Raw genomic sequence first — 12,698 nt, forward strand, 5'->3', positions numbered from 1 at the left:
TGAGGACACCATCATGAGCCAGACCCCATCCGTACCGCCACGTTCCGCCGTCCTGGGCAGGGGCACCTACGGCGAGGCGCTGAGGATCGGCGAGATCCTCCGCAAGGAGACCGTGGGCGGCATCCTGCTCGTCGCCGCGGCCGTCATCGCCCTCGTCTGGGCCAACTCCCCGGCCTCCGAGAGCTACTTCGCGCTCCGCGACCTGCGCGTGGGCTACGCGCCGTGGCACCTCGAGCTGTCCCTCGGCGCCTGGGCCGCCGACGGGCTGCTGGCCATCTTCTTCTTCCTCGTCGGCCTGGAGCTCAAGCGCGAGTTCGTGGCCGGCGACCTCCGCAGCTTCAGCCGGTCCGTGGTGCCGATCGCCGCCGCCGTCGGTGGTGTGGCGGTCCCCGCCGTCATCTACGCGCTGGTCAACCTCGGCAACCCGGAGGCGCTGCGCGGCTGGGCGATCCCCACGGCGACGGACATCGCGTTCGCGGTGGCCGTGCTGGCGATCATCGGCTCACACCTGCCGAGCGCGCTGAGGATCTTCCTGCTCACCCTGGCCGTGGTCGACGACCTCATCGCGATCACCATCATCGCGGTGTTCTACACCAGCGACCTCTCCGCCGCTCCGTTGCTGCTGGCGCTCCTGCCCCTGGCCGTCTTCACGTTCCTGGCCCAGCGCTACCGCCGGTTCTTCGGCATCCGGCCCTGGGCGGCCTGGTACATCCTCCTGCCCCTGGGCCTGATCACCTGGGCGCTCGTGCACGCCTCGGGCATCCACGCCACCGTGGCCGGCGTCCTCCTGGGCTTCGCCATCCCGGTGATCCGCTCGCAGGCGAGCGGCGGCCCGTCGGCCGGCCCCGGGCTCTCGGAGGTGTTCGAGCACCGGTTCCGGCCCATCTCGGCCGGCTTCGCCGTCCCGGTGTTCGCCTTCTTCTCCGCCGGCGTCGCCATCGGGGGCTGGGACGGTCTGGTCTCGGCCGTCACCGACCCCGTGGCCGTCGGTATCGTCGTGGCCCTCGTGGTGGGCAAGCCCGTCGGGATCCTGGGCACCACGTGGCTCGTCACGAAGCTCACGCGGGCGTCCCTGGACCGCTCCCTGAAGTGGATCGACGTGTTCGGGATGTCGCTCCTGGCCGGGATCGGCTTCACGGTCTCGCTGCTCGTGGCGGAGCTGAGCTTCGGGCTGGGCAGCATCCACGACGACCACGCCAAGGTGGGCATCCTCACGGCGTCGCTGCTGGCGGCGCTCCTGGCGTCGTCGGTGCTGGTCCTCCGCAACCGCCACTACCGCATCGTGGAGGCCGAGGAGGCCGTCGACGCCGACCAGGACGGCGTGCCGGACGTGTACGAGCAGGACGGCCGGCCGTAGGCCGGACGGGGCCCGTCGCGCGCTGACGGATCCACGTCCGCAGGCCATCAGGCCCTGCGGGCGAACGGGCCCTCCAGCGCCGCCCACTGCAGCAGCATGATGGTCTTGGCGTCGACGATGGCCCCGTCCCGGATGCCGGCCAGGGCGTCGGCGAAGGGCAGCTCGACGACCTCGAGGTCCTCCCCGTCCGAGCGCAGGCCGCCGCCGGGTCCGGACCGGTCGGCGTCGCTGTAGGGCGCGGCATAGAAGTAGATCGCCTCGGTGACGGAGCCCGGGCTCATGTAGGCCGTGAAGACGTGCTCGAGGGCACCGATGGTCACCCCGGTCTCCTCCTCGGCCTCCCGGCGGATCGCGGTGGCCGGGTCGTCCTCGTCGAGGAGGCCTGCCGGAGCCTCCAGGAGCATCCCGTCCGCGTGGTCGTTCACATAGGCGGGGTATCGGAACTGCCGGACGAGGAGCACGGTGCCGTGCCCGGGGTCGTAGAGGAGCACCGTCGCACCGTTGCCGCGGTCATAGGTCTCGCGGGACTCGATGTTCCGCGAGCCGTCCAGGCGGGTGTACTCGAAGGTGGTCCGGCGCAGCACATGCCAGTCCGATGCGAGGACGGACACGCCCAGGATCCTGACCCGTGCGTTCCGCGTCAGGTCGCGTCCTGCCCGGTCGAGCCCTGTCCGGCCGCGCGCGTCCGGCGCGTCGGCGGCGTGGTGCTGCAGATCCTCGAGGTCCTGCTCGCGGGTCATGGTCTGCTCCTGAGGGAGGTACTGTGCTGCGGCCTCAGCCGATGAGGGTGCGGACCCCGATGACGGCGGTGGCCGCGCCGAGGATCATCGACGTGGAGATCAGCATGACATGCACCGTGAGGAAGCGGGTGGGCGCTCCCTTCTCGTCACGGGCGCGCGGGTCCTTGAGGATGCGGCGCAGGAACGGCGGCCAGACGATCAGGGTCCAGACGCCGGCGAGGATCAGGATGAGGGCGAGGGGTGTGGGCAGTTCCATGGCGTGCGGGTCTTCCGGTTCGGGGGAGGGGCTGGACGGGCGCGGGTCAGCGGCTCTCGAGCCACTTCCGGGCCTCGACGGCCTGCACGTTGAGGGCCTTGCCGATCATCGGCTCCGCGGCGCCGGCGATCTTGCCGCCGAGGAACGGGATGGAGGAGGTGACGTTGCCCTGCAGGTCGACGACGGTGTCGGTGCCCTGGGCGATCAGCCGCTGGACCGCGGACACGTTCAGGGGCACACCGGCGACAGTCATCTCGAGCGAGGCCTGGCGGGAGCCGTCCGCTGCGGGCGCCTCCCAGTGCTCGGTCTGCGTGACCGAGAGGGTCTCGCCCACGAACTTGCGGGCCATGTCCGGGAGGCGGGTGGTCGGCATGGTGCGGACCGCGGTGAGGGTGAACGCCCCGGCGGTGTCGCCGTCGACCGTGAGCGACTCCAGGGTGCCGCCGACGTACTCGCTCATGTGGCGCACGAAGCCCTCGTCGGTGAAGACGCCGAGCACCGTGTGGGTGTCGTAGGGGAGCGTGGTGGACGCGTTCAAAGCCATGGTTCCTCCGGGATTTCGGCGCGCTGACCGCGGGAGCGGTGCGCGGGGGTCTTCCGGCAATCCTACGGCCTGCCCCTCGGCGGCCCGGGGACCGATCCTCGGGCCGGAAAGCGTCAGGGCCCCTTGGTAGTGTGGAGACGTCCCGGGAACGATTCGTCTTTCCGGGCTTTCGTGCTGTCCCAGCCCCGCTGCCGCTGCGTTTCGCCGGTGACGGGACGGGGCGGAGGAACCACCGCCTGAGGAGTCCCGAACAGATGAGCCTTAACGGATTGCGCGCGGCCCTGGCCGAGGATGCGTCCTACGCCCGCGTCCGCACCAATGCGTCGCGACCGGTGGACCAGCGCAGCGCGGATCTGCAGATCGGCGCCCCCGCGGGCCTGCGCGCCCCGCTGATCGCCGAGATGGTCGACGGCCTCGCAGTGTCAGGTCCGGAGACCCCCGGGGACGGCGCGGCTCCCGTGGTGCTGGCCGTCACCGCCACGGGGCGCGAGGCGGAGGACCTCGCCTCGGCGCTGCGCAGCTACCTGCCCGAGAGCGCCATCGAGGAGTTCCCCAGCTGGGAGACGCTGCCGCACGAACGGCTCTCACCCCGGTCCGACACCGTGGGCCGGCGCCTGTCCGTGCTCCGCCGGCTCGCCCACCCGGAGGGTCCGCCCGTGAAGGTCATCGTGGCGCCCATCCGCGCCGTCGTGCAGCCGCTCGTCGCGGGCCTCGGGGACCTCGAGCCCGTGGCGCTGAAGGTCGGTGACGAGGTGGCGTTCTCCGACGTGGTCAAGGCCCTCTCCGACGCCGCCTACGCGCGCGTCGACATGGTCACGCACCGCGGCGAGTTCGCCGTGCGCGGCGGCATCATCGACGTCTTCCCGCCCACCGAGGACCACCCCGTCCGCGTGGACTTCTTCGGTGACGAGGTGGACCAGATGCGGTGGTTCGCCGTCGCCGACCAGCGCTCCCTCACCTCGGGGGAGCCGCCCGCCGCCCTGTACGCGCCGCCGTGCCGCGAGATCCTCATCACGCCGTCGGTCATGTCCCGGGCCGCGAAGCTGCAGTCCGAACTGCCGGCCGCCGCCGCCATGCTGGAGAAGATCGCCGGCGGGATCGCCGTCGAGGGCATGGAGTCCCTCGCCCCCGTGCTCGTGGACGCCATGGTGCCGTTCGCCGGGGAGTTGCCGCCCGGGTCCATCGCCGTCGTGATCGAGCCCGAGAAGGTCAGGGCGCGCGCCCACGACCTCGCGGCCACCAACGAGGAGTTCCTCGCCGCCGCGTGGTCGACGGCGTCCGAGGGCGGCGCCGCCCCGCTGGACCTCGGCGGGGCGCTGGGCTCGGACCTGCAGGAGGCGAGCTTCCGCTCCCTCACCGACACCCGCTCGACGGCGCTCGCCAACTCGGTGGCGTGGTGGGGCATCACGTCCTTCGGCGCCGACGAGGAGCTGGCCGACGTGGACAGCTTCACGCTCCACGCCCGTGAGCCCCGCGGCTACCAGGGCGACGTCGCCGAGATGATGGAGTTCATCGGCGGGCGCGTGCGCGACCAGTGGCGCGTCGTCGTCGCCACCGAGGGACCCGGCCCCGCCCAGCGTCTCGCCGAGCTCTTCCATGACAACGACATCCCCGCGAGCCGCGTGGACTCCCTCGACGGCACGCCGCAGCCGGGCATCATCGAGATCACGACGGCCTGCGCCGGCCGCGGCTTCGTGGTGGACGGCCTGAAGATCGGGCTGCTCACCGAGGCCGACCTGCTCGGCCGCACGAGCGCCGCGGGCACCCGGGACATGCGCAAGATGCCCTCGCGCCGCCGCAACGCCGTCGACCCCCTGCAGCTCAAGGAGGGCGACTTCGTGGTCCACGAGCAGCACGGCGTGGCGAAGTTCGTCGAGCTGATGCAGCGCTCCACCGGTGCCGGGCCCACCCGCACCACGCGCGAGTACCTCGTGCTCGAGTACGCGCCGTCCAAGCGCGGCGCCCCGGGGGACCGGCTCTTCGTGCCCACCGACCAGCTCGACCAGGTGACGCGCTACGTGGGCGGCGACGCGCCGGCCCTCAGCAAGATGGGCGGCTCCGACTGGAGCAAGACCAAGAACCAGGCGCGCAAGGCCGTCAAGGAGATCGCCGGCGAGCTCATCCGCCTCTACTCCGCGCGCATGGCCTCGCGGGGCCACGCGTTCGCACCGGACACGCCCTGGCAGCGCGAGCTCGAGGAGGCGTTCCCCTATGTCGAGACGCCCGACCAGCTGACCACCATCAACGAGGTCAAGGCCGACATGGAGCGCGAGGTCCCCATGGACCGGCTCGTCTCCGGCGACGTCGGCTACGGCAAGACCGAGATCGCGGTCCGCGCCGCGTTCAAGGCCGTGCAGGACGGCAAGCAGGTGGCGGTGCTCGTGCCCACCACGCTCCTGGTGCAGCAGCACTTCGAGACGTTCTCCGAGCGGTTCTCCGGCTTCCCCGTGCGCGTGAGGGCCCTGTCCCGCTTCCAGACCGCGAAGGAATCGCGTGAGACGGCGGAAGGGCTCACTTCGGGCGCCGTCGACGTCGTGATCGGCACGCACCGGCTCCTGTCGAAGGAGATCTCCTTCAAGGACCTCGGGCTGGTCATCGTGGACGAGGAGCAGCGGTTCGGCGTGGAGCACAAGGAGGCGCTGAAGAAGATGCGCACCAACGTGGACGTCCTCGCGATGAGTGCCACGCCGATCCCGCGCACGCTCGAGATGTCGCTGACCGGCATCCGCGAGACCTCCACGCTCGCCACCCCGCCGGAGGAACGCCACCCCGTGCTCACCTATGTGGGCCCCTACACGGACAAGCAGGCGTCCGCCGCCATCCGCCGCGAGCTCATGCGCGAGGGCCAGGTGTTCTTCGTGCACAACCGGGTCTCGTCGATCGACCGGACCGCGGCGCACCTCAAGGAGCTCGTGCCCGAGGCGCGCGTCGCCGTCGCGCACGGGCAGATGACGGAGTCGCGGCTCGAGCAGATCATCGTGGACTTCTGGGAGAAGCGGTTCGACGTGCTCGTGTGCACCACGATCATCGAGACCGGGCTGGACATCTCCAACGCCAACACGCTGATCGTGGACCGTGCCGACTCCTACGGCCTGTCGCAGCTGCACCAGCTGCGCGGCCGTGTGGGCCGTGGCCGCGAGCGGGCCTACTCGTACTTCCTGTACCCGTCGGAGAAGCCGCTCGGCGAGGTGGCCCTGGAACGGCTGAAGGCCGTGGCGTCCCACAACGAGCTCGGTGCGGGCATGCAGCTGGCCATGAAGGACCTCGAGATCCGCGGGGCGGGCAACCTGCTCGGCGGCGAGCAGTCCGGCCACATCCAGGGCGTCGGGTTCGACCTCTACATCCGCCTCGTCGGCGAGGCCGTGGCGAACTTCCGGGGCGAGGCGGAGGAGAAGGCGGCGGAGATGAAGATCGAGCTGCCCGTCAACGCGCACCTGCCGCACGACTACGTGCCGGGGGAGCGGCTGCGCCTCGAGGCGTACCGCAAGCTCGCCGCGGCCGTCACGGACGAGGCGATCGACGCCGTCGTCGCCGAGCTCAAGGACCGCTACGGCGAGCCGCCCGCAGCGGTGGAGAACCTCATCGCTGTCGCGCGCTTCAGGGTGAGCGCCCGTGCCCTCGGGCTGACGGACGTGGCACTGCAGGGCAACTTCATCAAGTTCGCCCCGGCGGAGCTGCCGGAGTCCAAGCAGATGCGGCTCACGCGCATGTACCCGGGCGCCGCCGTGAAGCCGGCGCTCAACGCGGTGCTGGTGCCGAAGCCCAAGACCGCGAGGATCGGCGGCCGGGACCTCGTGGACGCGGAGATCCTGGGCTGGGCGAAGGACGTGCTCGACACGGTGTTCACGCCCTAGCCCCCGGACACGGTACCGCCCGGGTGGTGACCGCCGGCCGTCCTATCGGTCGGCGGCGCCGGCCTCTGCGGGGCGGCGGCGCTGTCCGCGGTGCCCGCCGCCGTCCGGTAGCGTCCGCAGCGCCCTCAGGGCCAGGACCGTCACGGGGACGAGTGCCAGGTGGCACAGGGCCAGCGCGATCGTGCTCGGCTCGTCGAAATCGGCGGGAAGTGTCATGCCGATGATCGTGCCGATCTCGAGGACCGGGGCGACGATCAGGGCGACGGTCACCACGGACGGCCACCAGCGGCGCACGACGGCGACGGCGGTGAGCCCGAGGCCGAGCGGGACGAGCGTGAACAGGGCCACGACGGCGGCATCGACGGTCGCCGGTCCCGCCGGCGAGGTGAACGTGTAGGTGCCTCCCGCCAGCGCTCCCAGGAAGAAGATCGCGAGATTCACGACCACCGCGACGACGAGGGCGGTGACGATGACGCGGCCGGCCGACCTCCCCTTCATCGCGTGCCCCCGTGCGTCCCGATGTGCGGGTCCGGCAGGGCGGTGCCCCGTGTGGTGGTGCCAGTGGGTCCGGTCATGCGGTTCACTGTGGACCTGATGCGGGGCGGACGCAAGGGTGGCGGGCCGGACAGGCGAAGAGGCCGCCCCTCAGGGACGGCCTCTTCCGGGACTGGGGAGCGGCGGTGTGCCGCCGGTGCTAGGAGCTGACGCCCGCGGACGTCTCCTTCTCGTCGGTGCGGTTGCCCTCGGCGAGGTTGTAGCCGGTGTCGGCGCGGCCCAGGATGCCCTGCGGGACGAAGAACGCGATGAAGGCCAGCACGATCACCGCGGCCATGGGCCACACGTTCTGCGGGGTGAACCAGGTCAGGAGGTACATCCCGAGCAGGAACAGGCCGAACATGATCACGAACACCAGGATGTTCCCGACGAGGTGGCCCTTGCCGGCGTGGGCGGGCTGGGCCTCGGCGTTGGCTTCGTGTGACATTACGGTCTCCTTGCGTGCTGGATCTGCTGCGCCGTCAGTAGCCTGACGCGCCCTGTTCACCCTTAACGATAGCGACTCCGGAGCTGGCACCGATACGCGTTGCTCCGGCGTCGATCATGGCGCGGGCATCCTCGAGCGAGCGGACGCCCCCGGAGGCCTTCACGCCGATGTCCGGCCCGACGGTCTTCCGCATGAGGGCGACGTCCTCGACCGTGGCGCCCCCGCCGTTGAAGCCCGTGGAGGTCTTCACGAAATCGGCCCCTGCCTCGACAGCGGCCTCGCAGGCAAGGACTTTCTGCTCGTCGGTGAGCAACGCCGTCTCGATGATGACCTTCAGGATGGCGCCCTGCTCGTGCACGGCGTCGGCGACGGCGAGGATGTCCGCCACCAGCACGTCCTTCTCGCCGGCGCGGGCGGCGGCCATGTCGATGACCATGTCGATCTCGTCGGCGCCGTCGGCCACGGCGCCGCGGGCCTCGAAGACCTTGGACTCGGTGGTGGTGGCGCCGAGGGGGAAGCCGATCACCGAGCACGTGAGGACGCCGGAGCCCTTCACGGCCGTGCGCACGGTGCTCACCCAGAGGGGGTTCACGCAGACGGACTTGAACGAGTACTCGACCGCGTCGCGGCACACCGTGAGGATCTGCTCACGGCTGGCCTCGGGCTTCAGGAGGGTGTGGTCGATGTAGGAGGCGAGGGAAACGTCGTTAGGCATGTCCTCCATCCTTCCATGTCGCCCGACGCCTCACAGGCCGAGCGCCTCGCCGACGTCGCGCCGCACGGCATCGAGGCGCGCGCGGGCGGTGCCCTTGGCGGCCTCGAGCTCGGCGGCGGACCCGACCGGCTCCACCACCTCGAGGTAGCACTTGAGCTTCGGCTCGGTGCCGCTGGGCCGGATGATCACGCGGGTCCCGTTCTGCGTCAGGTACAGGAGCCCGTCCGTGGGCGGCAGCTGCGCGGAACCCTCCGCGAGGTCCTCGGCCACGCTCACAGGGGAGTCGGCGAACGACGTCGGCGGGTTCTCCCGCAGCCGGTTCATCATGGCGCCGAGCAGCCCGAGGCTGCCCACCCGCACCGAGAGCTGGTCCGAGGCGTGCAGGCCGTGGACCAGGAACGCGTCGTCGAGCAGGTCGAAGAGCGTGCGGCCGGCGGCCTTGGTGGCGGCGGCGAGCTCGGCCAGCAGCAGCCCCGCGGAGATGCCGTCCTTGTCGCGCACGAGCTCCGGTGCCACGCAGTACCCGAGGGCCTCCTCGTACCCGAAGGCGAGGTCGTGCACGCGGGCGATCCACTTGAAGCCGGTCAGGGTCTGGGCGTGGTCGATCCCTGACACGCCCGCGATGCGCCCGAGGAGGCGCGAGGACACGATCGAGTTCGCGAAGACGCCCGGCCGCAGGGCGTCGGGGTGGGCGTCGCCCCCACCGTGCGACGCCGCGGTGAGGCGTGCGGCGAGGTGCAGGCCGAGGAGCGTGCCCACCTCGTCGCCGCGCAGCATGCGCCAGGCACCCGTGGCGGGCTCGAGCGCCGCGAGGGCCACGCGGTCGGCGTCCGGGTCGTTGGCGATCACGAGGTCCGCGCCGACCTGCCCGGCGGTCTCGAGGGCGAGGTCCAGCGCTCCGGGTTCCTCCGGGTTGGGGAAGGCGACGGTCGGGAAGTCGGGATCGGGCTCCGCCTGGCGCTCCACGAGGGTGACGTCGTCGAACCCGGCCGCGGCGAGGACCGCGTGGGCGGTGCGTCCGCCCACGCCGTGCAGGGGCGTGAGGACGATCCTGAGGTCGCGGTCCCGGCTGGACGGGTCGGCGAGACCGGCGACGGCGGCGACGTAGTCGGTCTCGATGCTCTCCGGCAGCACGGTCCAGCCGCCGGGGGCGAGCTCGATGCCGTCCGCGGCCTCGATGCGGGCGGCGATGCCGGCGTCGTGCGGTGCCACGATCTGGACGCCACGGGCGTCCTCCTCCACGGCGCGCCCGCCGAGGTACACCTTGTACCCGTTGTCCTGCGGCGGGTTGTGGCTCGCGGTGACCATGACGCCCACCTCGCACTCCAGGGCGCGGATGGCGTAGGCGAGCACCGGCGTGGGCAGCTCGCGCGGCATGAGGAACGTCTCGATCCCGGCGGCGGTGAAGATCGCCGCGGTCTCCTCGGCGAAGATCCGCGAGTTGTGGCGTGCGTCGAAGCCGACGACGGCGCGGGGAGCGTAGGCTCCGGCGGCGAGGTCGAGCGCGTGCGCGGCGACACCCACGGCGGCCCGGCGGACCACGACGCGGTTCATGCGGTTCGGCCCGGCGCCCAGCGCGGCACGCAGGCCGGCGGTGCCGAAGGCGAGCGGACCGGAGAAGCGGTCCCGCAAGTCCTGTCCGGCGGCGGCGGAACCGGCGCGCACGTGCGCGATGACCGCGCGGAGCTCCTCCGCGGTCTGCGGGTCCGGGTCCGCGGCGGCCCAGGCCTCCGCGGTGGTGAGGAGGGTGTCCAGTTCCGAGGTGGTCATGCGGGTCCCTAACGTGGGTCGGCGGGAGAGGTCCGACGGGCGCCGGTCAGGGCCCGCGTGCTGCAGATGGCTGGCGCTGGTGCGCCGGTGGCTCGGGTCAGAGGGCGGCGACGATGTCGGCCAGCAGGCGGGAGATGCGAGGCCCGGCCGCCTGCCCGGCCTCGAGGACCTCGGTGTGGCTGAGCGGGACGGGGCTGATGCCGGCGGCGAGGTTCGTGACCAGCGAGATGCCGAAGACCTCCATGCCGGCATGCCGCGCGGCGATGGCCTCGAGCGCCGTGGACATGCCCACGAGGTCGGCGCCGATCCGCTTGGCGTACTGCACCTCGGCGGGCGTCTCGTAGTGGGGGCCGGTGAACTGCGCGTACACGCCTTCCTCGAGAGTGGGGTCTACCCTGCGGGCGAGGTCGCGGAGGCGCGAGGAGTAGAGGTCGGTCAGGTCCACGAACGTCGCGCCGTCGAGCGGGGAGGACGCCGTGAGGTTGATGTGGTCGCTGATGAGCACCGGCGTACCGGGCTGCCAGTGCTCCTTCAGGCCGCCGCAGCCGTTGGTGAGGATCATCGTCGTCGCACCGGCAGCCGCCGCGGTGCGCACGCCGTGCACCACGGCCCGCACGCCCTTGCCCTCGTAGAAGTGGGTGCGCGCACCGAGCACGAGCGCGCGCCTGCCGTTGGGCGTCAGGACGGAGCGGATGGTGCCGGTGTGGCCGACGACGGCGGGGGCCGAGAAGCCGGGGATCTCCGCGGCGTCGAGCGTGTGGGTGGTCTCGCCGATCAGCTCGGCGGCCTCGCCCCAGCCGGAGCCGAGGACGAGGGCGGTGTCGTGCCGGTCGATGCCGGTCGCTCGGGAGATATGGTCGGCAGCGTCGCGGGCCAGGTCAAAAGGATCAGAAGTCACCGTTACAACTTACCCGCTACGCCCTGCCCGCCGCGCTCCGGCCGCCGGGACGGGACGCCCCGTCGTCCTGTCGGACCGCGGGGCCGGCGCCGTTCGGGCATGTCAGTGGCATGGGCGATAATCGGACGGTGACGAACCAACTCGACTTCAGTTCACTGCGCCTCGCGATCCTCGGTGGCGGACCCGGCGGCTACGAAGCGGCGATGGTCGCGGCGTCGCTCGGCGCGAAGGTCACCATCGTGGAGCGCAAGGGCCTCGGCGGGTCCGCGGTGCTCACGGACGTGGTGCCGTCCAAGACCCTCATCGCCACCGCGGACACCATGACGCGCTTCACCGACGCGAGCGGCCTCGGGGTGCACTTCTCCGCCGACAGCGCCGTGTACGCGGACCTCGACAAGGTCAACCAGCGGCTGCTGAAGCTCGCGCTCGAGCAGTCCTCCGACATCCGCGCCACCCTCGAGCGGCTCGGTGTGCGCGTGCTCATCGGCACCGGCAGGCTGCTCGACGACCACCGGCTCGAGGTCGAGGCCGACGGCGGGACCACCATCGTCGAGGCCGACGCCGTGCTGCTCGCCGTCGGCTCCACGCCGCGCGAGCTGCCGACCGCCATGCCCGACGGCGAACGCATCTTCAACTGGACGCAGCTCTACAACCTCCGCGAGATCCCGGAGCACCTCATCGTCGTCGGCTCGGGTGTCACCGGGGCCGAGTTCGCGAGTGCCTACAACGGCCTCGGCTCCAAGGTCACCCTCATCTCCAGCCGCGACCGCGTGCTCCCGGGAGAGGACGCCGACGCCGCCGAGGTGCTTGAGGGCGTCTTCAAGGACCGCGGGATGACCGTGCTGTCACGCTCGCGGGCCAACTCTGTCGAGCGCACCGACACCGGCGTGATCGTGACCCTTGGCGACGGCAGCACGGTCGAGGGCAGCCACTGCCTCGTCGCCGTCGGGGCCGTCCCCAACACGAGCGGCATCGGCCTCGAGGAGGCCGGCGTCGCCGTCAGCGAGTCCGGGCACATCCAGGTGGATGGCGTCTCGCGCACCACGGCGTCGAACGTGTACGCCGCGGGGGACTGCACGGGCGTCTTCGCCCTCGCCTCGGTGGCCGCGATGCAGGGCCGGATCGCGATCGCCCACCTCATGGGCGACTCCGTGAGCCCCATCAAGCTCAAGCAGGTCGCGTCGAACATCTTCACGTCCCCCGAGATCGCCACGGTGGGCGTGACGGAGGAGGACATCGCCTCCGGCCGGTACCAGGGCGACATCGTGAAGCTCTCCCTGCACACCAATGCGCGCGCGAAGATGATGAACGTCAAGGACGGCTTCGTGAAGGTCATCTCGCGCAAGGGCTCCGGCACGGTGATCGGCGGCGTCGTCGTCGGCCCGCGCGCCTCGGAGCTGATCTTCCCGCTCGCGCTCGCCGTGACCAAGAAGCTGCACGTCGACGACGTCGCGAACACCTTCACCGTGTACCCGTCGCTCACCGGCTCCATCTCGGAGGCGGCGCGGCGCCTCCACGTCCGGCTCTGACCTAGGCGTCGCGGCCCGCGCCACGCGGATCCCGTCCGGTTCCCGGCGTCCAA

Annotated in this window: 11 protein-coding genes; 3 read left to right on the forward strand and 8 right to left on the reverse strand. The window is 71.6% G+C overall.

The window, feature by feature from the left end:
- Window positions 1–13 precede the first annotated feature (13 nt).
- The gene (gene nhaA, locus V6S67_RS05120; RefSeq protein ID WP_334209221.1) at window positions 14–1,357 is read left to right on the forward strand and encodes a Na+/H+ antiporter NhaA; all 1,344 of its coding nucleotides are present in this window, start codon (window positions 14–16) and stop codon (window positions 1,355–1,357) included.
- Between the two features lie 47 nt (window positions 1,358–1,404).
- On the opposite strand, the gene V6S67_RS05125 is transcribed toward nhaA, so the two are convergent.
- The 3 genes from V6S67_RS05125 to V6S67_RS05135 are packed head-to-tail and all read right to left on the reverse strand — an operon-like array spanning window position 1,405 to window position 2,897.
- The gene (locus V6S67_RS05125; protein WP_334209222.1) at window positions 1,405–2,097 is read right to left on the reverse strand and encodes an NUDIX domain-containing protein; all 693 of its coding nucleotides are present in this window, start codon (window positions 2,095–2,097) and stop codon (window positions 1,405–1,407) included.
- A 34-nt stretch (window positions 2,098–2,131) separates the two neighbouring features.
- Window positions 2,132–2,353, reverse strand: a complete 222-nt coding sequence (locus tag V6S67_RS05130; protein ID WP_334209223.1) for an SCO4848 family membrane protein — start codon at window positions 2,351–2,353, stop codon at window positions 2,132–2,134.
- A gap of 46 nt (window positions 2,354–2,399) precedes the next feature.
- Window positions 2,400–2,897, reverse strand: coding sequence for a DUF2505 domain-containing protein (locus V6S67_RS05135; protein WP_334209224.1), 498 nt, complete (start codon window positions 2,895–2,897; stop codon window positions 2,400–2,402).
- Between the two features lie 254 nt (window positions 2,898–3,151).
- On the opposite strand from V6S67_RS05135, the gene mfd reads away from it, so the two are divergent.
- Window positions 3,152–6,751 (forward strand): transcription-repair coupling factor, encoded by a 3,600-nt coding sequence (gene mfd / locus V6S67_RS05140; RefSeq protein WP_334209225.1) that lies wholly within the window; start codon window positions 3,152–3,154, stop codon window positions 6,749–6,751.
- A 42-nt stretch (window positions 6,752–6,793) separates the two neighbouring features.
- Here the strand turns inward: mfd and V6S67_RS05145 are convergent, their stop codons facing one another.
- The 5 genes from V6S67_RS05145 to V6S67_RS05165 form a co-directional block, all read right to left on the reverse strand.
- Window positions 6,794–7,249: a DUF6069 family protein gene (locus V6S67_RS05145; RefSeq protein WP_334209226.1), complete on the reverse strand. Its 456-nt coding sequence runs from the start codon at window positions 7,247–7,249 to the stop codon at window positions 6,794–6,796.
- A gap of 196 nt (window positions 7,250–7,445) precedes the next feature.
- Complete coding sequence (locus tag V6S67_RS05150; RefSeq protein ID WP_334209227.1) at window positions 7,446–7,733, reverse strand: hypothetical protein; 288 nt, start codon at window positions 7,731–7,733, stop codon at window positions 7,446–7,448.
- Between the two features lie 34 nt (window positions 7,734–7,767).
- A complete protein-coding gene (gene deoC / locus V6S67_RS05155; protein WP_334209228.1) occupies window positions 7,768–8,448 on the reverse strand; it encodes a deoxyribose-phosphate aldolase in 681 nt (226 codons plus the stop codon).
- 30 nt (window positions 8,449–8,478) lie between these two features.
- Window positions 8,479–10,218, reverse strand: coding sequence for a phospho-sugar mutase (locus V6S67_RS05160; RefSeq protein WP_334209229.1), 1,740 nt, complete (start codon window positions 10,216–10,218; stop codon window positions 8,479–8,481).
- A 97-nt stretch (window positions 10,219–10,315) separates the two neighbouring features.
- Window positions 10,316–11,116 carry a purine-nucleoside phosphorylase gene (locus V6S67_RS05165; RefSeq protein ID WP_334209230.1) on the reverse strand — a complete coding sequence of 267 codons (801 nt, stop codon included), beginning with the start codon at window positions 11,114–11,116 and terminating at the stop codon, window positions 10,316–10,318.
- A 128-nt stretch (window positions 11,117–11,244) separates the two neighbouring features.
- On the opposite strand from V6S67_RS05165, the gene V6S67_RS05170 reads away from it, so the two are divergent.
- Window positions 11,245–12,645: an NAD(P)H-quinone dehydrogenase gene (locus tag V6S67_RS05170; protein ID WP_334209231.1), complete on the forward strand. Its 1,401-nt coding sequence runs from the start codon at window positions 11,245–11,247 to the stop codon at window positions 12,643–12,645.
- Window positions 12,646–12,698: the final 53 nt, after the last annotated feature.

The organism is Arthrobacter sp. Soc17.1.1.1, from assembly GCF_036867195.1.
Lineage (GTDB): Bacteria > Actinomycetota > Actinomycetes > Actinomycetales > Micrococcaceae > Arthrobacter_D.

Bases quoted from the DNA above. Each gene is read 5' to 3' on its own strand.
- nhaA (WP_334209221.1), top strand. From the start codon at position 14: ATGAGCCAGACCCCATCCGTACCGCCACGTTCCGCCGTCCTGGGCAGG.
- V6S67_RS05125 (WP_334209222.1), bottom strand. From the start codon at position 2,097: ATGACCCGCGAGCAGGACCTCGAGGATCTGCAGCACCACGCCGCCGAC.
- V6S67_RS05130 (WP_334209223.1), bottom strand. From the start codon at position 2,353: ATGGAACTGCCCACACCCCTCGCCCTCATCCTGATCCTCGCCGGCGTC.
- V6S67_RS05135 (WP_334209224.1), bottom strand. From the start codon at position 2,897: ATGGCTTTGAACGCGTCCACCACGCTCCCCTACGACACCCACACGGTG.
- mfd (WP_334209225.1), top strand. From the start codon at position 3,152: ATGAGCCTTAACGGATTGCGCGCGGCCCTGGCCGAGGATGCGTCCTAC.
- V6S67_RS05145 (WP_334209226.1), bottom strand. From the start codon at position 7,249: ATGAAGGGGAGGTCGGCCGGCCGCGTCATCGTCACCGCCCTCGTCGTC.
- V6S67_RS05150 (WP_334209227.1), bottom strand. From the start codon at position 7,733: ATGTCACACGAAGCCAACGCCGAGGCCCAGCCCGCCCACGCCGGCAAG.
- deoC (WP_334209228.1), bottom strand. From the start codon at position 8,448: ATGCCTAACGACGTTTCCCTCGCCTCCTACATCGACCACACCCTCCTG.
- V6S67_RS05160 (WP_334209229.1), bottom strand. From the start codon at position 10,218: ATGACCACCTCGGAACTGGACACCCTCCTCACCACCGCGGAGGCCTGG.